The following is a 23,310-nucleotide window of genomic DNA, read 5'->3' as shown; positions in this document are numbered from 1 at the left end:
GGCGAGTGGAAGGCGTGGCTGACGGTCAACCGCTTGCCCCGCAAGCCCTCCGCCGCCCGCAGCACCGCTTCCTCGACGCCGGAGAGCACGATCGAGCGCGGCCCGTTGACCGCCGCCACGGCCACGCCCTCGGGCAGCTCCACCTCGTCCTCGGCGGCCCGCACCGCCACCATCGCACCACCACGCGGCAGCGCCTGCATCAACCGGCCGCGCGCCTCCACCAGCTTCGCCGCGTCCGCCAGCGACAGCACACCCGCCACGTGCGCCGCGGCCAGCTCGCCGATCGAGTGGCCGACCAGGAAGTCCGGCCGCACACCCCAGGACTCCAGCAGCCGGAACAACGCCACCTCCACCGCGAACAGCGCGGGCTGGGCGGTGCCGGTCTCGTCAAGGCCCTCACCGGACTCGACCGCCGCCCGCACCGGCTGCTCGAAGTGCGCCAGCACCTCGTCGAGGGCGCGCGCGAACACCGGCTGGGACCGCGCCAGCTCCAAGCCCATCCCGACGCGCTGCGACCCCTGCCCGGTGAACGCGAACGCCACCTTGCCCGGTCGCGGCAGCACCGCTTCGGGGAAGTCGGCGAGGCCCACCGCACCCGCCCGGTACGGCATGGGTGTGCGGGTGGCCAGCGTGTAGGCGACGTCGGCGGTCAGCTCGACGTCGGCGAGCCTGGCCGCCAGCTCGGCCACGGCGCGCGGGGTCTTGCCCGACAGCACCACCGGCACCGGCCCGGCGGGCGCGGCGGCGGCCTGCTCCCGCTCGACCTCCTGCTCGACCTCCTCGACGATCACGTGCGCGTTGGTGCCGCCGAAGCCGAACGAGGACACCGCGGCCCGGCGCGGCCGGTCGCCGCGCGGCCACTCGCGCGCCTCGGTCAGCAGCTCCAGCGAGCCCGCCGACCAGTCGACGTGGCGGGAGGGCTGCTCGGCGTGCAGGGTGCGCGGCGCGACGCCGTGCCGCATCGCCTGCACCACCTTGATGACGCCGCCGACGCCCGCCGCCGCCTGGGCATGGCCGATGTTGGACTTCAGCGAGCCCAGCCACACCGGGGCGGTCCTGTCCTGGCCGTAGGTGGCCAGCACCGCGCGGGCCTCGATCGGGTCGCCCAGCTTGGTGCCCGTGCCGTGCGCCTCCACCAGGTCCACGTCCGAAGTGGACAGACCGGCCGAGGCGAGCGCCTGGCGGATCACCCGCTCCTGGGCCGGGCCGTTGGGCGCGGTCAGGCCGTTGGACGCGCCGTCGGAGTTGATCGCGCTGCCGCGCACCACCGCCAGCACGCGGTGGCCGTTGCGGCGGGCGTCGGACAGCCGCTCCAGCAGCAGCACGCCCACGCCCTCCGACCAGCCGGTGCCGTCGGCGTGGTCGGAGAAGGACTTGCAGCGCCCGTCGGCGGCCAGCCCGCGCAGCCGGGAGAACTCGACGAACGCGGTGGGCGTGGACATCACCGTCGCGCCGCCCGCCACGGCCAGCCCGCACTCGCCGCGCCGCAGCGCGTTGGCCGCCAGGTGCAGCGCCACCAGCGACGACGAGCACGCCGTGTCCACGGTCAGGGTGGGCCCCTCCAGGCCGAAGGCGTAGGCGAGGCGGCCGGAGGCGATGCTGCCCGCGCTGCCGCTGAACAGGTAGCCCTCGACCTCCTCGGCGGGCAGGTCCGGGCGCGAGCCGTAGTCGTTGTACATCACGCCGACGAACACGCCGGTCCGGCTGCCGCGCAGCGACTCCGGGTCGATGCCCGCGCCCTCCACCGCCTCCCAGGTGGTCTCCAGCAGCATCCGCTGCTGCGGGTCGGCGGCCAGCGCCTCGCGCGGCGACAGGCCGAAGAACTCGGCGTCGAACAGGTCGGCGTCGTGCAGGAAGCCGCCCTGCGCGGTGGTGGACTTGCCCACCTTCTCGGGGTCGGGGTCGTGCAGGTCGGCGGGCCAGCCCCGGTTGACCGGGAACGGGCCGACCGCGTCGCGGCCCTCGGCCACCAGCCGCCACAGCTCGTCGGGCGAGGTGACGCCGCCGGGGTAGCGGCACGCCATGCCGATGATGGCGACCGGTTCCTGCTCCTTCTCCTCGACCTCCTTGAGCCTGCGGCGGGCGTCCCGCGCGTCGGCGATGGCCCGCTTCAGGTAGTCGCGGAGCTTGTCTTCGTCAGCCACGTCGTCTCCAGGTTCAGTCGAGGTCGTCGACCAGGGCGAACAGCGCCTCGTCGTCGGCGGAGTCGAGGTCGGGGTCCAGCGCGGGCCCGCCGATCAGCGCGCGCAGCCGGTCCAGCTGCGGCTCGGCCAGCCCGCCGTCGCGCAGCAGCGCCTCCAGCCGGTCCACCAGCTCCGCCGCGTCCGGGGCGCGGTCGGCGACCAGCAGGGTGCGCAGGTGCTCGGCCAGCGCCTGCGGGCTGGGGTGGTCGAACACCACCGTGGTGGCCAGCTCCAGGCCGGTGGCCGAGGCCAGCCGGTTGCGCAGCTCCACCGCGGTCAGCGAGTCGAAGCCCAGCTCGGTGAACGCCCGCTTGGCCTCCAGCGCCGCCGGGTCGTCGTGCCCGAGCACCGCGGCCACCTGCGCCAGCACCAGTTCGGGCAGTCGCTGCGGGTCCAGCGCGGCCGGGGCGGCCTCCTTCGGCGCGCGTGCGGCGGGCTTGGCCGCCCGCGCCCGCACCAGGTCGCGCAGCACGGCGGGCAGGTCGTCGCGGCCGCGCAGCGCCGCCAGGTCCAGCCCGGTCACCGCGAGCACCGGCGCTCCGTGCGCCAGCGCCGCGTCGAACAGCCGCATGGCCTCGTCGGCGGCCAGCGGCTTGAGCCCGCTCCTGGCCAGCCTGCGCAGGTCCACTTCGGACAGACCGCCGGACAGCTCGCTCGCGGTCTCCCACAGGCCCCAGGCCAGCGACACGGCGTGCCCGCCCTCGGCGCGGCGGTGCTCGGCCAGCGCGTCGAGGTAGCTGTTGCCCGCCGCGTAGTTGGCCTGGCCCGCGGTGCCCAGCAGGCCGGCGACCGAGGAGTAGAGCACGAACGCCGAGGCGTCGGGGACCAGCTCGTGCAGGTTCCAGGCGGCGTCCACCTTCGGCTTGAGCGCGGCGTCGACCTGCTCGGCGGTCAGCCCTTCCAGCGTGCCGTCGGCCACCACGCCCGCGGTGTGCACCACGGCGGTGGGCCGGTGCCGCGCCACCACCTCGGCCAGCGCGTCCCGGTCGGCCGCGTCGCAGGCCACCGCGGTGGCGGTGGCGCCGAGCGCGGCCAGCTCGGCCACCAGCTCCGCCGCGCCCGGCGCGTCCGGGCCGCGCCTGCTCAGCAGCACCAGCTCGGACACGCCGTGCTCGGTCACCAGGTGGCGGGCCAGGATGCCGCCCAGCGCGCCGGTCGCGCCGGTGACCAGCACCGGGCCGCCGCCCCAGTCGACCTGGTGGCCCTCCCCCGCGGTCCTGGCCAGGCGCGGCACGAACACCTCGCCGCCGCGCACCGCCACCTCGGGCTCGCCCAGCGCCAGGGCGGCGTCGAGCACCTGCTCCGAGCGGGGGTCGTCGTCCAGCGACGCCAGCGCGAACCGGCCGGGCTGCTCGGTCTGCGCGGTGCGCACCAGGCCGCGCACGGCCGCCTGCGCCACGCCGTCGCGCAGCACCACGGCGAGCTTGTCGCCCGCGCGGCGCAGCACGTCGAGCACCTCGTGCACCGCTTCGCGGCCGGTCCCCACCACCCGGTGCACGGCCATGCCGTGCGGCGGCAGGGCGGGCACCGCGACCGGGCGCCAGGTCAGGGCGTGCAGGCCGTCGCGCGGCGCGCCCCGGCCCAGCGGGCGCAGCAGCAGCTCCTCCACGCCCAGCAGCGGCTCGCCCGCCGCGTCGTAGGCGTCCAGCGCCACCGCCGACCCGCGCCGCACCAGCCGGACCCGCGCCACCGTCCCGGCGGCGTGCGCGGTCACCCCGCGCCAGGAGAACGGCACCACCGGCTCGGCGTCGTCGTCGACCACGCCCGGCAGCAGGGTGTGCAGCGCGGCGTCCAGCAGCGCCGGGTGCGCCAGGAACCCGGTCGTGCCATCGGGGGTGGCCACCTCGGCGAACAGCTCGTCACCGCGCCGCCACACCGCGCGCAGGCCGCGGAAGGCCGGGCCGTAGTGGTAGCCGTGCTCGGCCAGCCGGTCGTAGGCGCCCGCCAGGTCCACCGGCTCGGCGTCCGAGGGCGGCCACTGCACCACCGGCTCGGGCTCGCCCGCCCCGGTGGTCAGCGCGCCGGTGGCGTGCAGCTCCCACGGGCCGTCGTCGGTCGCGGCGTGCACCGTCACCGGGCGGCGGTCGCCCTCCGCGGCACCCACCGTGACCTGCAGCCGCGCCGCGCCCAGGACCAGTGGCGCGGCCAGCGTCAGCTCCTCCAGGTGCGGGTGGCCCACGTGCGCGCCCGCCGCCAGCACCAGCTCGGCGAACGCGGTGCCGGGCAGCAGCACGTCGTCGCGGACCCGGTGGTCGCCGGGCCAGCCGCTGGCGGAGACCCGACCGGTGAACACCACCGAGCCGCCGTCGACCAGCTCCACCGCCGCGCCCAGCAGCGGGTGGCCGACCTCGCCCAGGCCCAGCGCGCCCGCCGAGCGGTGCGGGCGCGGCGCGTCCAGCCAGAACCGGCGGCGCTGGAACGGGTAGGCGGGCAGCGCGACCCGCCGGGCGCGGGGGAACTCCCAGCTCACCGGCACGCCGCGGGTGTGCAGGGTGGCCAGCGCGGCCAGCGCGGTCTCCGGCTCGGGGCGGCCCCGGCGCAGCGCGGGCACCGCGCTGCCCGGCTCGCCCGACAGGCCCTGCCGGACCAGCGCGGTGAGCACCCCGTCGGGGCCCAGCTCGACGAACTCGGTGACGCCCAGCCGTTCCAGGGTGCGCACCCCGTCGAGGAACCGCACGGCCTCGCGGATGTGGCGGACCCAGTAGTCCGGCGAGCGCAGCTGCTCGGCGGTGGCGGGCTCGCCGGTCACGTCCGAGATCACGGTCAACCGGGGCTCGTGGAAGGCGATGCCGTCCAGGGCGGCGCGGAAGGAGTCGAGCACCTCGTCCATGTGCGGCGAGTGGAACGCGTGGCTGACCGGCAGCCTGCGCACCCGCCTGCCCCTGGACGACCACTCCTCGACCGCCTCGGCGACCGCCGAGGCGTCACCGGAGACCACCACCGAGCGCAGCCCGTTGACCGCGGCGACGGTGACCACACCGCGCAGGGTGGGCAGCACCTCCTCCTCGGTGGCCTCGATCGCGGCCATCGCGCCGTCGTCGCGGGCGGACTGCATCGCCTTGCCGCGCGCCGCGACCAGCCTGCACGCGTCGGCCAGGTCGAACACGCCCGCGACGTGGGCGGCGGCCACCTCGCCCACCGAGTGGCCGAACACGAAGTCCGGCCCGACCCCGTGGTGCTCGGCGAACCGGAACAGCGCCACCTCCAGCGCGAACAGCGCGGCCTGGGTGAACTGGGTCTGGTCCAGCAGCGCCGAGTCCGCGGAGTCCTCCTCGGCGAACAGCACGGTCTTCAACGGCCGGTCCAGCACCGGGTCCAAGTGCGCGCACACCTCGTCCAGCGCCGCCCGGAACACCGCCGAGCGCGCGTACAGCTCGCGGCCCATGCCGACGCGCTGGCTGCCCTGGCCGGTGAACAGGAACGCGGTCCGGCCGCGCCCGTCGCCGCTGCCGCGCACCACGCCCGGCGAGTCGAGGTCGGCCAGCCCGCGCAGCAGCGCGGCGCGGTCGCCGACCACCGCGGCGCGCTGCTCCAGCAGCGGTCGCCGCGCCAGGGTCAGGCCCACGTCGACCGGGGCCAGCTCCGGGTTCGCCAGCAGGTGCTCGCGCAGGTTCGCCGCCTGCGCGCGCAGCGCGGTCTCGTCGCGGGCCGACAGCAGCAGCACGGTGGGCTCGTCGTCGGGCTCCCGCTCCTCCCGCGAGGGCACGGCCGCGCCCTCCTCCAGGATCACGTGCGCGTTGGTGCCGCTGATGCCGAACGAGGACACCGCGCCCCGGCGCGGCCGGTCGCCGCGCGGCCACGGGCGCTCCTCGGTCAGCAGCTCCACCGCGCCGGAGGACCAGTCCACGTGCGGGGAGCGCCGCTCGGCGTGCAGGGTCCGCGGCATCACGCCGTGCCGCATCGCCTGCACCACCTTGATGACGCCGCCGACGCCCGCCGCGGCCTGGGCGTGGCCGATGTTGGACTTCAGCGAGCCCAGCCACAGCGGGGTCTCGCGGTCCTGCCCGTAGGTGGCCAGCAGGGCCTGCGCCTCGATCGGGTCGCCCAGCTTCGTGCCGGTGCCGTGCGCCTCCACCATGTCGACGTCCGAAGTGGACAGCCGGGCCGAGGCCAGCGCGTCGCGGATGACCCGCTCCTGGGCGGGTCCGCTGGGCGCGGTCAGGCCGTTGGACGCGCCGTCCTGGTTGACGGCGGTGCCGCGCACCACCGCGAGCACGTCCAGGCCGCGCTGGCGGGCCTCGGACAGCCGCATCACCAGCAGCAGGCCCACGCCCTCGGCCCAGCCGGTGCCGTTGGCCTCCGCCGAGAACGACTTGCAGCGGCCGTCCGGCGCGAGGCCGCGCTGGCGGGAGAACTCCACGAACGTGCTGGGTCCGGCCATGACGGTCACGCCGCCCGCCAGCGCCATGTCGCACTCGCCCTGCCGCAGCGCGTTGGCCGCCAGGTGCAGCGCCACCAGCGACGACGAGCACGCGGTGTCCACCGTGATGGCCGGGCCCTCCAGGCCGTAGGTGTAGGCCAGGCGGCCGGAGATGACGCTGGAGGTGTTGCCCGCCAGCAGGAATCCCTCAACCTCCTCAGGTGTCTCGGGCAGCCGCGAGGCGTAGTCGTCGTACATCACGCCGACGAACACGCCGGTCCGGCTGCCGCGCAGGGTCGCCGGGTCCACCCCGGCGTCCTCGAAGGTCTCCCAGGCGGTCTCCAGCAGCAGCCGCTGCTGCGGGTCGGTGGCCAGCGCCTCGCGCGGCGACATGCCGAAGAAGTCGGCGTCGAACAGGTCGGCGTCGTGCAGGAACCCGCCCTCGCGGGTGTAGCTGGTGCCGGTCTTGTCGGGGTCGGGGTCGTAGAGGTTGTCCAGGTCCCAACCCCGGTTGGTCGGGAAGCCCGACACCGCGTCCACCCCGTCGGCCACCAGCCGCCACAGCTCCTCCGGCGACCGCACACCACCGGGATAGCGGCACGCCATGCCCACGATCGCGATCGGCTCGTCGGCGCGCCCGGTGGTCCTGGTGGCGGTCCTGGCGGGCCCGCTGCCCGCCAGCAGGTAGGCGGCCAGCGCCTTGGGCGTCGGGTGGTCGAACACCAGCGTCGCGGACAGCGGCAGGCCGGTGGCCGCGATCAGCCGGTTGCGCAGGTCCACCCCGGCCAGCGAGTCGAAGCCCTGCTCCCGGAAGGCCCGGTCGGGGTCCACCGCGCGACCGTCGGCGTGGCCCAGCGCGGCGGCGGCCGCGCCGCGCACCAGCTCCAGCGCCGACGCCTCGGTCAGCGCGGCCACCTTGGCGGGCTTGGCCGCCTTGCGCCGGACCAGGCCGCGCAGCGGCGCGGGCACCGGGCCCTCGGGGTCCACCTTGGACGGTTCGAGGGCGGCGGGCACCAGCAGCGCGGCGTCGCCGGACAGCGCCCGGTCCAGCAGCGCCAGGCCGAGCTCGGCGGTCAGCGGGGCGACACCGGAGCGGGCCCACCGCGCGATGTCGGCCTCGGACAGGGTCTCGCCCATGCCCGCCGCCCACAGGCCCCAGGCCAGCGAAGTGGCCTTGAGCCCCTGGGCCCGGCGGTGGGCGGCCAGCGCGTCGAGGTAGGTGTTGGCCGCGGCGTAGTTGGCCTGGCCCGCCGTGCCCAGCACGCCCGAGATGGACGAGAACAGCACGAACAGGTCCACGTCGCCCGCCACCTCGTGCAGGTTCCGGGCGGAGCGGGCCTTCGCGGTGAGCACCCGGTCCACCTGCTCGTCGGTCAGCGCGGTGGTGGTGGCGTCGTCCAGCACGCCCGCGGCGTGCACCACCGCGCCCAGGCGCTCGCCGGCCAGCAGCGCGGCCAGCGCGTCGCGGTCGGCCACGTCCACCGCCGCCACCCGCGCGCCCAGCTCCTCGGCCAGCTCGCGGGCCCCCGGCGCGTCCAGGCCGCGGCGGCTGACCAGCAGCAGGTCGCGCACGCCGTGCCGGTCGTGCAGGTGCCGGGCCACCAGCGCGCCGAGGCCGCCGGTGCCGCCGGTGACCAGCACGGTGCCGTCGACGGCCAGCGGCGCGGGCTCGGGCAGCTCGGCGCGGGTCAGGCGCGGCGCCAGCAACCGCCCGTCGCGCACGGCCAGCTGCGGCTCGCCGGTCGCCACGGCCGCGCGCACCTCGTCCTCGTGCTCGGCGTCGACCACGACCACCCGGTCCGGGTGCTCGGACTGCACCACGCGCACCAGGCCCCACACCGCGGCACCGGCCAGGTCGTCGACCGGTTCGCCGGGGCTCGCGGCCACCGCGCGGCGGGTGTGGAACACCAGCCGGTCGGCGGGGTCGTGCCGCTCGGCCAGCCAGTCCTTGACCAGCCGCAGGGCGTGGCGCACCGCCTCGGCCGGGTCGTCGGTGGCGGCGGGCGGCACCACCACGTGCTCGCCGCCCTGCTCGTGGTCGCGCTGCTGGACCGGGGTCCAGGTCAGCGTGAACGCCGCCGAGGCGGCGCGGGAGCCCGCGAGGGAGTCCCTGGCCACCGCGCGCAGCGCGATGCCCTCGATCGACCCGACCGGCGTGCCCGCCCCGTCGAGCAGGTCCACCGCGAACTCGTCCTCGCCCGCAGGCGTGATGCGCACCCGCAGCACGGTCGCGTCGGGCGCGTGCAGCTCCACCCCGCGCCAGGCGAAGGGCAGCCGGATGCGCCCGCCGCCCGCCGGTCGCAGCACCAGCGGGTGCAGCACGGCGTCCAGCAGCGCCGGGTGCACCAGGAACCCCCGCTCCGGGCGGGGCACCTCGACCTCGGCGTAGACGGTGTCGCCGTCGCGCCAGATCCCGCGCAGGCCGCGGAACGCGCCGCCGTAGTCGTAGCCCAGCTCGGCGAGCCGGTCGTAGGCGTCGGCCACCGGCTCCTCCACCGCCTCCGGCGGCCAGGTGAACAGCTCCGGCGCGGCGGTGGCCTGCGCCAGCGACCCGGTGGCGTGCCGCTGCCAGGCGTCGGTGGTGCGCGAGTGCACCGAGAACCGGCCCTCGCGCACGGTCACCTGCACCTGGACCGCGCCGTCGGCGGGCACCACCAGCGGGGCCTCCAGCACCAGCTCCGCCACGCGCGGCAGGCCGACCCGCTGCCCCGCCGCCAGCGCCAGCTCCAGGAACGCGGTGGCGGGCACCAGCACGGCCCCGTTGACCACGTGCCCGGCCAGCCAGGGCTGGGCGGCCGTGGAGACCTCGCCGTGCAGCACCAGCTCGTCCCGCTCGGCCAGCTCGACCTCGCCGCTGACCAGGCCCGTCGCCCGGCCCCGCGACTCCAGCCAGTACCGCTGGCGCTGGAACGGGTAGGTCGGCAGGTCCGCGCGCGTGTCGCCGGGCGCGAACGAGGCCAGGTCCAGCGGCGCGCCGTGGGCGTGCGCCTGCGCCAGGCCCTGCACGGCGGTCAGCGGCTCGGGCCGTCCCGCCCGGCCCAGCGCCACGGCGGTCACCCCGGCCGACCGGGCCAGCGGCGCGAGCACCGCGTCCGGCCCGACCTCCACGAACACCGACGCGCCGCGCCGCTCCAGGCCGCGCACCGCGTCCAGGAACCGCACCGTGGCGCGGATCTGGCGGGTCCAGTGCTCGGCGGAGGGCTCCAGCGGCTCGCCGGTGACGGTGGAGATCACCGGCACGCGCGGCCGGTGGTGGGTGACCGACTCGGCCACCGCGCGGAACTCGTCGAGCACCTCGTCCATGTGGAACGAGTGGAAGGCGTGGCTGACCGACAGCCTGCGGTGGCGCGGGTAGCGGGCGGCCAGCTCCAGCACGGCCGCCTCGTCGCCCGCGACCACCACCGACTCCGGGCCGTTGACCGCGGCCAGCGACACGCCCTCCGGCAGCTCGACGTCCTGCTCCCGCGCCGCGATGGCGACCATCGCGCCACCGGGGCGGGCGGACTGCATGAGCCTGCCCCGCGCGGCGACCAGCTTGGCGGCGTCGGGCAGCGACAGCGCGCCCGCCACGTGCGCGGCGACCAGCTCGCCGATGGAGTGCCCGGCCAGCAGGTCCGGCCGCAGCCCGTGATGCTCGGCCAGCCGGTACAGGGCGACCTCGAAGGCGAACAGCGCGGGCTGGGTGTAGCGGGTCTGGTCCAGCTCCGGGGAGGAGCCGAACATCAGCTCCCGCAGCGGCCGGTCCAGGTGCGGCTCGAACGCGGCCACCACCTCGTCCAGCGCGGCGGCGAACACCGGGTGTGCCTGGTACAGCTCGCGGCCCATGCCCGCGCGCTGCGCGCCCTGGCCGGTGAACAGCACGGCGGTGCGGGCGTCGGGGACCGCGCGGACCGGCGCGGCGGTGGGCAGGGCGGCGGCGAAGTCCTCGGCGGTGGTGCCGACGACGACCGCGCGGTGGTCGAACCGGGTGCGCGCGGCCAGCGCGTTGGCCACCGCCGCCACGTCGGGCTCGTCCAGTGCGGCCAGCTGCCGGGCCTGCGCCCGCACCGCGTCCTCGCTGTGCCCGCTGAGCAGCCACGGCACCGGGGTGCGCACCTCGGCGCGTTCGGCGGGCACCTCGGCGTCGCCCTGCTCCAGCACCAGGTGGGCGTTGGTGCCGCTGATGCCGAACGAGGACACCGCCGCCCGCCGGGGGCGGTCCGCCGAAGGCCACGGGCGGGCCTCGGTCAGCAGCCGCACCGCGCCCGAGGACCAGTCCACGCGCGGGGTCGGCTCGTCCACGTGCAGGGTGCGCGGCAGCACGCCGTGCCGCATCGCCTCGACGAGCTTGATCACCCCGCCGACGCCCGCGGCGGCCTGGGTGTGGCCGATGTTGGACTTCAGCGAGCCCAGCCACACCGGTTCGGCGCGGTCCTGGCCGTAGGTGGCCAGCAGCGCCTCGGCCTCGATCGGGTCGCCCAGCGCCGTGCCGGTGCCGTGCGCCTCCACCACGTCGACGTCCGAAGTGGACAGACCGGCGTCGGCCAGCGCCTGCCGGATGACCCGCTGCTGCGAGCGGCCGCTGGGCGCGGTCAGGCCGTTGGACGCGCCGTCGTTGTTGATGGCGCTGCCCCGGATCACGGCGAGCACGCGGTGCCCGTTGCGGCGGGCGTCGGACAGCCGCTCCAGCACCAGCAGGCCGACGCCTTCGGCCCACGCCGTGCCGTCCGCGTCGGCGGAGAAGGACTTGCAACGCGCGTCGGCGGCCAGGCCGTGCTGGCGGGAGAACTCCAGGAACATGCCGGGGGTGGCCATGACCGCGACACCGCCCGCGATGGCCGCGCTGGACTCGCCGCTGCGCAGCGACCGCACCGCCAGGTGCAGCGCCACCAGCGAGGAGGAGCACGCGGTGTCCACGGTCAGCGCCGGGCCGACCAGGCCGAGCTGGTAGGCGATGCGGCCGGACATCACGCTGGGCGCGGCGCCGGTGAGCACGTGGCCCTCGACCTGCTCGTCCGCCTCGTGCATCCGGGGGCCGTAGTCGCCGGTGGTGCCGCCGACGAACACGCCGGTCCGGCTGCCGCGCAGCGACTCGGGGTCGATGCCCGCGCGCTCCAGCGCCTCCCAGGCGGTCTCCAGCAGCAGCCGCTGCTGGGGGTCCATGGCCAGCGCCTCGCGCGGCGAGATGCCGAAGAACGCCGGGTCGAACTCGCCCGCGCCCGCCAGGAAGCCGCCCTCGCGCACGTAGCTGGCGCCGGGGCGGTCGGGGTCGGGGTGGTGCAGGTCCGGCGACCAGCCCCGGTCGGCGGGGAACGGGCCGATCGCGTCGCGCTCGTCGACCAGCAGCCGCCACAGCTCCTCCGGCGAGCCGACCCCGCCGGGGTAGCGGCAGGCCATGCCGACGATGGCGATGGGCTCCGCGCTCGCCCCGGCCTCGGCGGCGGCCTCCTCTGCGTCGCCGGAGGACAGGAAGTCGATCAGCGCGCGGGGCGTGGGGTGGTCGAACAGCAGGCCGCTGGGCAGCGGGCGGTCCAGCGCGGCGGCCAGGTTCTCCCGCAGCTCCACGCCCATCAGCGAGTCGAAGCCCAGGTCCCGGAACGGCAGCCGCGGGTCGATCCGGCTCGCGTCGCGGGCCCCCAGCACGGCGGCCACGTGCGCGGTCACCAGTTCGGCGATGTCGCGCGAGGGCGCGGCGGCGACAGCGGGAGCGGCGGGTGCCGCGGCCGCGGGAGCGGGGACGGCGGGCACAGCGGCGGCGGGCTGGTCGTCCAGCCAGTAGCGCTCGCGCTGGAACGGGTACGTCGGCAGGGAGATCCTGCGCGCGTCCACGCCCGCGTAGACCCCCACCCAGTCCACGGCCACGCCACGGGCGTGCGCGGCGCCCAGCGCGGTCAGCGCCGCGGTGGGCTCGTCCGCGCCCGCGCGCATCAGCGGGAACGCCCGCGCGCCGATCGCCGCGGCCATCGCCGAGAGCACGCCGTCCGGCCCGGCCTCCACGAACGTGCCGACCTCGGCGGCGCGCAGCGCGTCGAGGAAGCGCACGGGCTCGCGCACCTGGCGCACCCAGTACTCGGGGTCGGTCAGGTCCTCCTCGCGCCCGGTCACCGCGGAGATCACCGGGATGCTCGGTGCGTGGAAGGTCAGGCCGGAGACGACCTCGCGGAACCGGTCGAGCATCGGCTCCATCAGGTGCGAGTGGAAGGCGTGGCTGACGGTGAGCCGCTTGACCCGCTTGCCCTGGGCGCGCAGCGCCTCCGCGTAGGCCAGGGTCGGCTCCTCCGCGCCGGAGAGCACCACCGCGCGCGGCCCGTTGACCGCCGCCAGCGACACGCCCTCGGGCAGGTCCAGCTCGTCCTCGGCGGCCTCCACCGCGACCATCGCGCCCCCGGCGGGCAGCGCCCCCATGAGCGCGCCGCGCGCGGTGACCAGCGCGGCGGCGTCGGCGAGCGACAGCACGCCCGCCACGTGCGCGGCGGCGACCTCGCCGACGGAGTGCCCCAGCAGCACCGAGGGCCGCAGGCCCCACGACTCGGCCAGCCGGAACGCGGCCACCTCGACGGCGAACAGCGCGGGCTGGGTCCAGGCGGTCTCGTCCAGCCCCTCGCCGGAGGCGATCACCTCGGGCAACCGGGGGTCGAGGTGGGCGCAGACCTCGTCGAAGGCCGAGGCGAACGCCGGGAACGCCCGGTACAGCGCCGATCCCATGCCCGCGCGCTGCGCGCCCTGGCCGGTGAACAGCACGCCGAGCGAGCCGTCCCCCGCCTCGCCGGTCACCACGCCGGGCGCGGGCGCGCCATCGGCCACCGCGGTCAGGCCCGCGTCCAGCGCCTCCCGGTCGGCGGCGACCACCACCGCGCGGTGCTCGAAAGCGGTCCGCGTGGTGGCCATCGACCAGCCGAGGTCGGCGGGCGAGCCGGGGGTCCGGCGCAGCCGCGCGGCGTGGGCGCGCAGCGCCTCGCGGGTGCGGCCGGTGACCGGCACGGCGACCGGGTGGCCCGCCTCGCGCGGTCGCTCCGGCCGCTCCGGGCGCGCGGGCGGCTCGGCCAGCACCACGTGCGCGTTGGTGCCGCCCATGCCGAAGGAGCTGACGCCCGCGATCAGCGGCCGGTCCGGGTGCGGCCACTCGGACAGTCCGGTGTGGACGGTCAGGCCCAGCCGGTCCAGCGGGATGGCGGGGTTGGGCGTTTCGTGGTTGAGGGTGGCGGGCAGGTGCCGGTGCCGGATCGCCAGCACGGTCTTGACCAGGCCCGCGATGCCCGCCGCGCCCTCCAGGTGGCCGATGTTGGTCTTGACCGAGCCGACCGGCAGCGGCTCGGCGCGGTCGGCGAACACCGCGCCCAGCGCGGCGGCCTCGACCGGGTCGCCGACCGGCGTGCCGGTGCCGTGCAGCTCGACGTACTGCACCTGCTCGGGCGAGACGCCCGCGCGGCGCTGCGCGGCCCGCACGACCTGCTCCTGCGCGCGGGCGTCCGGCACGGTCAGGCCCGGCGTCGCGCCGTCGTTGTTCACCGCGCTGCCCAGGATCACCGCGCGCACGTCGTCACCGTCGGCCAGCGCCTGGCTCAGCGGCTTGAGCACCACCGCCGCCGCGCCCTCGCCGCGCACGTACCCGTTGGCGCGCGCGTCGAAGGTGAAGCAGCGGCCGTCCGGCGACAGGCCGCCGAACTTCCGCGCGCCCTCCGCGCCCTCGGCCAGGATGTTCAGGTTCACGCCCGCCGCGATCGCCAGCGGCGACTCGCCCGACCGCACGCTCTGCGCGGCCAGGTGCACGGCCACCAGGGACGACGACTGCGCGGTGTCCACCACGACGCTGGGGCCGCGCAGGTCCAGCGCGTAGGAGACGCGGTTGGCGATGATGCCGCGGTGCGTGCCGGTGTTGGTGTGCTGGGTGATCCGGCCCCGGCCCAGCGCCAGCGCGGCGTAGTCGTCGCGCAGCGCGCCGACGAAGACCGCGGTGTGGCTGCCCGCGAGGTCGGCGGGCCGGGTGCCCGCGTCCTCCAGCGCCTCCCAGGCCAGCTCCAGCACCAGCCGCTGCTGGGGGTCGGTGGCGGCGGCCTCGCGCGGGGAGATGCCGAAGAACCCCGCGTCGAACTCGCCGACCCCGTCCAGGAACGCGCCGTAGCGGGTGCCCGCCTCGGCGCGCACCCGCGGCGTCAACGCCTCCCAGCGCTCCGGCGGCAGCTCGACCACGGCGTCGCGGCCTTCGCGCAGCAGCCGCCAGAACGCCGCCGGGTCGGCCGCGCCGGGCAGCCTGCACGCCACACCCACCACCGCGACCGCGTCGTCCAGGTTCGCCATCGCCCGTCCTTCCCAACCAGCGGACTACTCCGGACTCGATTACTACCGAGCAATTCGTCGCGAGCAGTAATGGGCCGGTCGTCGGGCGTTCTCGGGATGGCGGATTACCGGTCCGTGACCGCCGGTCATTAGCGTCGGCCGCGCTGTTCGCCGACCCGGCAGAAAAGGATTTGCGATGACCACGACCGTGAACGAGTTCGCGCCCCCCACCGACGCGACGAAGATGACCGAGCTGTACGTGCGCGCGATGAACGCGGGCGACGTGGAGGCGGTGCTGGGCCTCTACACCGAGGACGCGGTGTCGGTGTGGGACCCGGAGAAGCCGATCAGCGGCGCCGAGCACGAGCAGGCGGTCCGGGAGTTCATGGCCAAGAAGCCGGCCATGAGCGCCACCGTCAAGGAGTCCTACGTGACCGGCGACACCGCGCTGCTGGTGGTGGACTGGAAGTTCGACATCGAGGGCGAGGAGTCGCTGTCGGGCACCGGCCTGGACGTGCTGCGCAAGGGCCCCGACGGCCGGTGGCGCTACGCCGTCGACAACCCGTTCGGCGACAGCTGACATGGCCCTGGAGCTGGCCGAGGCCCACCTGCGCGGACTGCTGGCGCAGGTGGGCCTGGACGCGGAGTACGTGCGGGGCGAGGGCGACACCCTGTGGTGGCGCACCCCGTCCGGCGACGTGCCGGTGGTGGACTTCGTCGGTGGTTACGGCTCGCTGGTGCTGGGCCACAACCACCCCGCGCTGGTCGAGCGCGCCCGTGAGCTGCTCGACCAGCGGGTGCCGGTGCACGCCCAGTTCTCCTACCACCCCTACGCCAACGACCTGGCCGCGGCGCTGAACCGGGTGCTGTGGCGCGAGTTCGGCACCGACGAGCCGTACTCGGCGATCTTCGCCAACACCGGCGCGGAGGCGGTGGAGGTCGCCCTCAAGCACGCCGAGATGGACCGCGTGGGCAAGCTGGCCCGGCTGCGCGCCGAGATCGACGAGCACCTGGCCTCGGCCGACCCGGAGCTGGCCGCCCGCGCCCGCGCGCACAACGAGGGCCGCTTCGACCTGCCGCCGGTGTTCCTCACCCTGGAGGGCTCCTTCCACGGCAAGCTCGCGGGCAGCGTGCAGCTGACCCACAACGCGGGCTACCGGCTGCCCTTCCGCGGCCTGGCCGCGCAGGCCCGGTTCGTGCCGCCCGCCGAGGTCACCAAGGCCGTGGAGGCCGAGCGGGTGACCGTGCTGGACGTGGTGGACGGCGAGCTGGTCGAGCGGGACCTGCCGGTGGTGGCGGCGTTCTTCGTCGAGCCGGTCCAGGGCGAGGGCGGCATCCGCGTGCTGGAGGCCGACGTCGCCGCGGAGATCCGGGCGGCGGCGGACGCGGCCGGGTTCCCGGTCGTGGTGGACGAGGTGCAGAGCGGGGTCGGGCGCACCGGCGCGTTCTACGCCGCCTCGCACGTCGGGCTGCTCGGCGACTACATCGTGCTGGCCAAGGCCATCGGCGGCGGCCTGGCGAAGTCGTCGGTGCTGCTGGTGCGGCGCAGCCGCTACCTGCCCGAGTTCGAGCTGCTGCACAGCTCCACCTTCGCCAAGGACGCCTTCTCCTGCCACATCGGCGCCAAGGTGGTGGAACTGCTCGAAGCCGACGGCGGCGCGGCCTACCGCCGGGCCGCCGAGCGCGGCGAGGCGCTGGCCGCCGCGCTGCGCGCGGTCCGCGACGAGTTCCCGACCGTCGTGGCCGACGTGCGCGGACGCGGCCTGATGCTGGGACTGGAGTTCCACGACCGGACCGGCGGCGAGGGCGGCGTGGCCGAGTACGCCCGGATGGGGCTGCTGGGCTACGTGCTGGCGGGGTACCTGCTGCGCGAGCACCACGTCCGGGTGTTCCCGACCGCCAGCGCCACGCACACGCTGCGGTTCGAGCCGTCGATCGAGATCTCCGACGAGCACATCGACCAGTTGGTCACCGGTCTGCGCGCGGTGTGCGCCGCGCTGCGCGACCAGGACGACTCCGCACTCCTGCCGGGCTGACCCCACCCCGGTCCCCCGGCGACCCCGCGGCCCACCGACTTTCTCCCCTGGTCGGTGGGCCGCACCGCGTTCGCCACCCGTCCACGACCGGAACGGCAAGAGCCCCGCCGGGTTCGACACCCGGCGGGGCTCTTGCCGTTCCGACCACCTGCCGCGCGTTCTACAGCGGCACGTTCCCGTGCTTGCGGGCAGGCGGGCGCTTGCGCTTGTCGCGCAGCATGGCCAGCGCCCGCATGATCGCCGCGCGGGTCTCCGCCGGGTCGATCACGTCGTCGACCAGGCCGCGCTCGGCGGCGTAGTAGGGGTGCATCAGCTCGGCGGTGTAGCGGGAGATCAGCGCCGCCCGCAGCTCGGCCGGGTCGGCCGCGGCGGCCAGCTCCTTGCGGTGCACCACGTTCACCGCCGCCTCCGCGCCCATCACCGCGATCTCGTTGGTCGGCCACGCCAGCGACACGTCGCACCCGATGGACCGCGAGTCCATCACGATGTACGCCCCGCCGTAGGCCTTGCGCAGGATCACCTGCACGCGCGGCACCGACGCCTCGCAGTAGGCGTACAGCAGCTTGGCGCCGTGCCGGATCGCGCCGCCGTACTCCTGCTCGGTGCCCGGCAGGAACCCCGGCACGTCCACCAGCGTCACCAGCGGGATGTTGAACGCGTCGCAGAACCGCACGAACCGCGCGGCCTTCTGCGACGCCGCGGTGTCCAGCACGCCCGCCAGCACCAGCGGCTGGTTGCCGACCACGCCGACCACCTCGCCGCCGACGCGGCCGAGCGCGCACAGCACGTTGCCCGCCCAGCCCTCGTGGACCTCCAGGAACTCGCCGTCGTCGACCACCTCGGCCAGCACGGCCCGCATGTCGTAGGGCTGGTTGGGCTCCACCGGCACGATGTCGGGCAGCCGGGGCCGCGCCGGGTCGTCCTCGGCGAACTCCACCGGCGGCGGGGGTTCGAGGTTGTTGGCGGGCAGCAGCGACAGCAGGTAGCGCACGTCGGCCAGGCAGCTCTCCTCGTCGTCGTGCACGAACGAGGCCACGCCGGACCGGGTGCCGTGCACGTCCGCGCCGCCCAGCTCGGCGTGGGTGACCCGCTCGCCGCTCACCGCGGCCACCACGTCCGGGCCGGTCAGGTACATCTGCGCGGTCTCGCGCACCATGAAGGTGAAGTCGGCCAGCGCGGGCGAGTACGCCGCGCCGCCCGCGCACGGCCCGAGCACGACGCTGATCTGCGGGATGACGCCGGAGGCCGCGACCTGGCGGCTGAAGATGCCGCCGTAGCCGTCCAGCGCCATGACGCCTTCCTGGATGCGCGCCCCGCCGCTGTCGTTGAGCGCGACGACCGGCGCGCCGTTGGCCAGCGCCAGGTCCATCACCTTGTGGATCTTCGCCGCGTGCGCCGCGCCCAGCGACCCGCCGGAGATGGTGAAGTCCTGCGCGTAGACGAAGACCCGGCGGCCGTCCACGGTCCCCGAGCCCGCCACCACGCCGTCGGTGTGCACGCCGCCGCCACCCGCGCCCCGCCGGTACATGTCCAGCTCGACGAAGGACCCCTCGTCCAGCAGCAGCGCCAAGCGCTCCCGCGCGGTGCGCTTGCCCAGCCGGTGCTGGCGCTGGGTGGCCTCCCGGCTGCCCTCGGTGATCCGCGAGCGCAGCTCGTCGCGCCGCGCGCGCAGCGCCCGCATGGTGCGCGGCGGTGACGGCAGCGGCGCGACCTGCTCGGGAGCAGGTCGCGCCGCGGGCCGCCGGTCCATCCCGGTGATGCTCATCGTCGCCTTTCGCTCGTGTCGGCCTGACCGAACGCGCCGTCGAAGAACAGCAGCCCCGCCGTGCCCGCCCCGCGGCCGGTGCCCAGCACGCGGCCGATGAACACCGAGTGGTCGCCCGCCCGGTGGGTCTGCTCCAGCCTGCACTCCACCCAGGCCAGGGCGTCGGCCAGCACCGGAGCGCCGGTGTGCCTGCCGGGCAGCCAGTCGACGGGGTCGAACTGGGCGCCACCGGAGGGTCGGCCGCGGTCGGCGAAGTACCGGGCGAAGCGCTCCTGGTCGGCGCGCAGCACCGAGGTGGCGAAGTGCCCGGCGGCGGTGATCGCGCCGTGCATGGTGGCGTCGCGGGCCACGCAGCACAGCACCAGCGGCGGGTCGAGCGAGACGGAGCTGAACGCGTTCGCGGTCATCCCGTGGATGTGCTCGCCGCCGACGGTGAGCACGACGACGCCGGTGGCGAAGCGGCCCAGGGTGGCGCGCATCTCGGTCGGGGACACCCCGGACAGCTCGGGGGCCAGGTCCATCGCACACGTCCTTCCCGAGGAGGGCGCGGGCCACGGCAGGGGCGTGGCCCGCGCGGCCGGTGGACCTACAGGTCCTCGATGGAACCGGCCACCGGCCGGTCGACGGCCATGACCCACTTGCCGTCCTCGCCGCGCACCAGCACGTCGGTGCACTTGCCCTGGATGCGCTGCTTGCCGCCGTCCTCCTTGGTGATCACCAGGTCGTAGTCGACGATGATCAGGGAGGTGTCGGCGGTGGCGTAGTAGGACCGCACGCGGGACTTCAGCTCCGGCTTGGTGGCCAGCAGCGCGGTGATCGCCTCGGTGCGCGCCGCGCCGGTCAGCGGGGTGCCGGAGAGGTTGGAGATCGAGTCCTCCCGGTAGAGGCTGTCGAAAATGGCTCCCTGGCCGGAGTTGAAAGCGGCCAGGAAGACGTCGTTCTGCACTTCCGGGTCGTCGGTGAGGTCCAGGTTGTTCAGATCCAGCTGGGCGGTCATGGGCGGCTGTCCTCGCTTTCCTCGCGCATTCGGCTATTGCCCTCGGCTCACGTTATCCAGGCATCGCGCACGGCCTCTCATCGCGGAATAATCGACCGCTCATCGACCGATCTGCGCGTGACGCGGATCACAGGAGTCGGTTGTCGATTCCGGTCCGGTCTCTTCGACGCGAGCATGAGGACGCCACCGGGGGCGTCCGCGGAGGAGATGACATGCGCAAGCTGATGGTGACCTCGTTCCTGTCCCTGGACGGGGTCGTGCAGGGGCCCGGCGGCGGTGACGAGGACCGCGACGGCGACTTCCGGCACGGCGGCTGGGCCGTCCCGCACCTGGACGGGGAGGTCGTCGCGCGGGTGGCGGAAGTGACCTTCCGCGCCGACGCGCTGCTGCTGGGCCGCCGGACCTACGAGATCTTCGCGGCCGCCTGGCCGCTGGCCGACGACCCGCTCGCGGTGAAGCTCAACGGGGTGCGCAAGCACGTCGCCTCCCGGACGCTGACCTCGGTGTCCTGGCAGAACTCCGCGCTGCTCACCGGCGACGTGGCCGAGGCGGTCGGCGCGCTCAAGCGCGGTGAAGGCGGGGAGATCCAGGTCCACGGCAGCGGCGCGCTGGTCCAGACGCTGCTCGCGCACGACCTGGTCGACGAGTTCCACCTGCTGGTCATGCCGGTGCTGCTGGGCACCGGCAAGCGCCTGTTCGGGGACGGCACCGCCCCGGCGGGCCTGGAGCTGGTGCGCTCGGAGGTGCTGGGCACCGGCGTCGTGGTCAGCACGTACGCGCGCGGCGGCGCGGTCGAATACGGCGCCATGGGCCCGGAAACCGGGAACTGGTGACCGGGGACGCAGCCGAGGGCGTCCTCACCGGGCGCCCTCGTGCGCGCGGGCCAGCTGCCGGGCGAGGTCGTGGACCAGCCGCCGGGCGGGTTCCGGGTCGACGACCTCGATGTGGTCGGCGAACTGCAGCAGCTGGCGGACGCCGTCGAGCTGGTCGTAGGAGACGGTGATCGTCACCCGCCCGTCGGCGGCCTCGCCGACGGTGCGCAGCCTGCTGCCGAGGACGCGGTGCGCCAGGTCGACCCGGTCGGCGTCGAGGCGGGCGGTGACGGTCACCTCGTGCCGGGACTCCAGCTCCCGGCCGAGCTCCGCCGCGACGCCCGCGAGGTCTTCGCCCTCGCGCAGCCGCCGCGGCTCCGCGAGCACCTCCCAGTCCCGCAAGCGGGACAGGGCGTACATCCTCGGCCGCGCGTCGCGATCGGCGATCAAGTACCAGCGGTCGGCCCGCAGGAGCAGGCCGTAGGGGTCCACGACGGCGGGCCGCGCCGTCGTGGACCCGCTGCGGCGGTACCGGATGCGCAGCCTGCGCCCCCTGCGCAGGTCCTGCGCGAGCCGGGCCACGTCGGGGCCCGGCTCGCCGTCCGCGAACCAGGCGCGGTTGTCGACCGCGACGACCTGGTGCAGCGACAGCGGCAGCTCCGCCCGCGCGGCGGGGGTCCGCCGGGGGACGAGCTTGCCCAGGGTGGAGCGCGCGACCGCCTCCTCCCCCAGCTGCCGGGCGCGGTCGAGGTCGAGACCCACGGCGCGCAGCACGTCGGCCTCTGCCGTGGTCAGCTTGGACAGGTCGACCTGGTCGCCGGGCAGCAGGCTGATCCCGCCGTACCTGCCCCGCTCGGTGAACACCGGGATGCCCGCGTCCACCAGCGCCTGGACGTCGCGCAGCACGGTCCTGGTGGACACGCCCAGCTCGGCGGCCAGCGCCTCGGCGGTGGTCCGGCGGCGCGCCCGCAGCGCCGCCAGCAGTTCGATCAGCCGCTGCGGTCGTGCCATGTCGCCATTCTGCCCCTGAACACGACAGGTTCTGTCGTGTTATCGCGCCACCCTGACACCGACGGCCGACACCCGGCCGCCGACGGAAGGAGCACGACACCGTGGCAGCGCCCAACCTCTTCCTCATCTACGTCACCGACGTCGAACGGGCGACGGACTTCTACCGCGACCTGTTCGGGATCGAGCCGGTCACCACCACGCCCCGCTACGTCCCGTTCGAGGTGGCCCCCGGCGTGCTGTTCGCCCTGTGGTCCGGCCGGGCCGAGCAGGTCGACCCGGCCGCGCCGCGCTCGTTCGAAGTCGGGCTGACGGTGCCGGGCGGCGCTCCGGCGGTCGACGAGGTCCACGCGAACTGGGCCGCCAAGGGCGTCACCGTCGTCGAGGAACCCCACGACGAGGTCTTCGGGCGGACCTTCGTCATCGCCGACCCGGACGGCAACCTCATCCGCGTCTCACCGGTCGACTGACCGCTGCCCCCGGTCCGGGGCGCCCGGCGGCACGTGGCGCGACAGCCACTCCAGCACCGGCTGGGGCCTGCGCTGGAACTCCAGGTAGCCGTCCCAGCGCGCCGAGGTGCCCCGGACCCACGCCAACCTCTTGTCCCGGACGTCCATCACCTCGAACATCCGCTCCAGGTCGGCGGGCTCTGTGAGGGAGTCGTCGTGGACGCCGTACAAGTAGGTGGGGACGCGGACGTGGCGGGCCCACTCCGCGTCGGGGCGGTCCCGGAAGCCGACCGAGGTGCTGACCAGGACCCTGCGGTCGAGGTCGTCGAGCCGGTCCGCGCCGACGCCGAGGATCTCCAGCACCCGCCCCATGATGACGCGGTCGGACACGGGCTGGCAGGCCACCAGGCACCGGACGCCCTCGAACGCCGCCGGGTCCTGGCGCATCGCCGCGAAGGTCGCGTTCGCGCCCAGGCAGCGGCTGAACAGGGCGACCGGCATGTCCTTGGTGTCGCGCCTGCTCGCCGCGTAGGCGAGCGAGCCCAGGACGTCGCGCGCCTCGTACCGGCCGCTGGTCACGGCGCCGCCGTTCGCCGCGCCGCTCAGGCCCATGTTGCGCAGGTCGTAGGCCAGCACGTTGTAGCCCGCCTCGTGCAGGACCCGGTAGTCGGGGACGAAGTCGACCTCGAAGACGTTGCCGGTGGGCCCCCAGGTGGAGGCCCACGGTTCCAGGTGGGTGGGCAGCCCGGAGCGGTTGAAGCCCATGGGGTGGTTGGCGATGACGAGCCGGTCGGAGTCGGCAGGGATGAACCACCCCTCCAGGGGCACCCCGTCGCGGGCGGGGAAGGTCACCTCCTCGTACTCCAGCCCCTCCTCCGCGGGCGTGCGCAGGACGGGCGAGCGGACCGGGTTCAGGAACGCGCCCGCGAGCCGGTCGAGCACCTCCTCGGCCTGCCGCGCGGTGAGCGTGGTCGGCACCGTCACTCCCCCATCGGCTTGCTCGGGGACAGGGTCGTCAGCGCCCGACCGGTGGCGAAGTCCAGCGGCACCGAGACGTGGTCGTGGATCATCAGCCACTGGCCGTCGACGCGGCGGAAGCAGTTGGTGGTCCGCACCCACAGGTCGACCTCCTGGCCGTTCATGGTGCCGACCAGGCGCACCAGCAGGCGGGCGAACCCGAGGTCGGTCGAGGCGTGCACCTCGACGTCGGCGAAGTCCAGGCGCAGCGGGCCCCGCCACGCGGCGAAGAAGTCGACCCAGTTGCGGCGCCACATCTCGCCGCCGCGGAACTCGATGGGCGGCATGAGGTCGAAGGCGCTGAACGCCTCGCCGTCGGCGTAGAAGGACATCATGCCCTCGACGTCCTTGGCCTCGAAGGTCTTCCGCCACTGCTCCATGCGCAGCGCGAGTTCGTCGACCGGCGCGGTGGTGGTCACGGTCCTTG

General features: G+C 75.4%; 11 protein-coding genes and 1 pseudogene. 4 read left to right on the top strand and 8 right to left on the bottom strand.

The window, feature by feature from the left end; all coding sequences use genetic code 11:
* Both IEZ00_RS36885 and IEZ00_RS20945 read right to left on the bottom strand, forming a co-directional pair.
* A pseudogene (locus IEZ00_RS36885) lies at positions 1-2,102 on the bottom strand (type I polyketide synthase); the annotation flags it as partial.
* Positions 2,103-2,157: 55 nt separating this feature from the next.
* Positions 2,158-14,820 carry a type I polyketide synthase gene (locus IEZ00_RS20945; protein ID WP_189224995.1) on the bottom strand — a complete coding sequence of 4,221 codons (12,663 nt, stop codon included), beginning with the start codon at positions 14,818-14,820 and terminating at the stop codon, positions 2,158-2,160.
* A 175-nt stretch (positions 14,821-14,995) separates the two neighbouring features.
* On the opposite strand from IEZ00_RS20945, the gene IEZ00_RS20940 reads away from it, so the two are divergent.
* Positions 14,996-15,379, top strand: coding sequence for a YybH family protein (locus IEZ00_RS20940; protein ID WP_189224994.1), 384 nt, complete (start codon positions 14,996-14,998; stop codon positions 15,377-15,379).
* A 1-nt stretch (position 15,380) separates the two neighbouring features.
* The gene (locus IEZ00_RS20935; protein WP_189224993.1) at positions 15,381-16,835 is read left to right on the top strand and encodes an aspartate aminotransferase family protein; all 1,455 of its coding nucleotides are present in this window, start codon (positions 15,381-15,383) and stop codon (positions 16,833-16,835) included.
* 160 nt (positions 16,836-16,995) lie between these two features.
* On the opposite strand, the gene IEZ00_RS20930 is transcribed toward IEZ00_RS20935, so the two are convergent.
* The 3 genes from IEZ00_RS20930 to IEZ00_RS20920 all read right to left on the bottom strand — a co-directional run bounded on the left by IEZ00_RS20930 (position 16,996) and on the right by IEZ00_RS20920 (position 19,597).
* Entirely contained in the window at positions 16,996-18,585 is a 1,590-nt protein-coding gene (locus tag IEZ00_RS20930) for an acyl-CoA carboxylase subunit beta (protein ID WP_373293171.1), read from the bottom strand.
* An 11-nt stretch (positions 18,586-18,596) separates the two neighbouring features.
* The gene (locus IEZ00_RS20925) at positions 18,597-19,121 is read right to left on the bottom strand and encodes a flavin reductase family protein (protein ID WP_189224992.1); all 525 of its coding nucleotides are present in this window, start codon (positions 19,119-19,121) and stop codon (positions 18,597-18,599) included.
* Between the two features lie 65 nt (positions 19,122-19,186).
* The gene (locus IEZ00_RS20920) at positions 19,187-19,597 is read right to left on the bottom strand and encodes a YybH family protein (protein WP_189224991.1); all 411 of its coding nucleotides are present in this window, start codon (positions 19,595-19,597) and stop codon (positions 19,187-19,189) included.
* Between the two features lie 212 nt (positions 19,598-19,809).
* On the opposite strand from IEZ00_RS20920, the gene IEZ00_RS20915 reads away from it, so the two are divergent.
* On the top strand, positions 19,810-20,430 hold the full coding sequence (locus IEZ00_RS20915) for a dihydrofolate reductase family protein (RefSeq protein ID WP_189224990.1): 621 nt from the start codon (positions 19,810-19,812) through the stop codon (positions 20,428-20,430).
* Positions 20,431-20,454: 24 nt separating this feature from the next.
* Here the strand turns inward: IEZ00_RS20915 and IEZ00_RS20910 are convergent, their stop codons facing one another.
* A complete protein-coding gene (locus IEZ00_RS20910; protein ID WP_189224989.1) occupies positions 20,455-21,420 on the bottom strand; it encodes a helix-turn-helix transcriptional regulator in 966 nt (321 codons plus the stop codon).
* A gap of 101 nt (positions 21,421-21,521) precedes the next feature.
* On the opposite strand from IEZ00_RS20910, the gene IEZ00_RS20905 reads away from it, so the two are divergent.
* Positions 21,522-21,887 carry a VOC family protein gene (locus IEZ00_RS20905; RefSeq protein WP_189224988.1) on the top strand — a complete coding sequence of 122 codons (366 nt, stop codon included), beginning with the start codon at positions 21,522-21,524 and terminating at the stop codon, positions 21,885-21,887.
* On the opposite strand, the gene IEZ00_RS20900 is transcribed toward IEZ00_RS20905, so the two are convergent.
* Positions 21,873-22,844 carry an alpha/beta hydrolase family protein gene (locus IEZ00_RS20900; protein ID WP_229795955.1) on the bottom strand — a complete coding sequence of 324 codons (972 nt, stop codon included), beginning with the start codon at positions 22,842-22,844 and terminating at the stop codon, positions 21,873-21,875. The two genes, IEZ00_RS20905 and IEZ00_RS20900, sit on opposite strands and share 15 nt — an antisense overlap.
* Positions 22,845-22,846: 2 nt before the next feature.
* The gene (locus tag IEZ00_RS20895) at positions 22,847-23,302 is read right to left on the bottom strand and encodes a nuclear transport factor 2 family protein (protein WP_189224986.1); all 456 of its coding nucleotides are present in this window, start codon (positions 23,300-23,302) and stop codon (positions 22,847-22,849) included.
* Positions 23,303-23,310 lie beyond the last annotated feature (8 nt).

Origin of the sequence: Saccharothrix coeruleofusca (assembly GCF_014648515.1) — a bacterium.
Classification (GTDB): domain Bacteria; phylum Actinomycetota; class Actinomycetes; order Mycobacteriales; family Pseudonocardiaceae; genus Actinosynnema; species Actinosynnema coeruleofuscum.
The sequence above is the reverse complement of the archived record's forward strand: the minus strand, read 5'-3'. Positions and strand labels throughout refer to the sequence as shown.

Coding starts and splice junctions, on each gene's coding strand:
- IEZ00_RS20945 (WP_189224995.1), bottom strand. CDS start 14,820: ATGGCGAACCTGGACGACGCGGTCGCGGTGGTGGGTGTGGCGTGCAGG.
- IEZ00_RS20940 (WP_189224994.1), top strand. CDS start 14,996: ATGACCACGACCGTGAACGAGTTCGCGCCCCCCACCGACGCGACGAAG.
- IEZ00_RS20935 (WP_189224993.1), top strand. CDS start 15,381: ATGGCCCTGGAGCTGGCCGAGGCCCACCTGCGCGGACTGCTGGCGCAG.
- IEZ00_RS20930 (WP_373293171.1), bottom strand. CDS start 18,585: ATGGACCGGCGGCCCGCGGCGCGACCTGCTCCCGAGCAGGTCGCGCCG.
- IEZ00_RS20925 (WP_189224992.1), bottom strand. CDS start 19,121: ATGGACCTGGCCCCCGAGCTGTCCGGGGTGTCCCCGACCGAGATGCGC.
- IEZ00_RS20920 (WP_189224991.1), bottom strand. CDS start 19,597: ATGACCGCCCAGCTGGATCTGAACAACCTGGACCTCACCGACGACCCG.
- IEZ00_RS20915 (WP_189224990.1), top strand. CDS start 19,810: ATGCGCAAGCTGATGGTGACCTCGTTCCTGTCCCTGGACGGGGTCGTG.
- IEZ00_RS20910 (WP_189224989.1), bottom strand. CDS start 21,420: ATGGCACGACCGCAGCGGCTGATCGAACTGCTGGCGGCGCTGCGGGCG.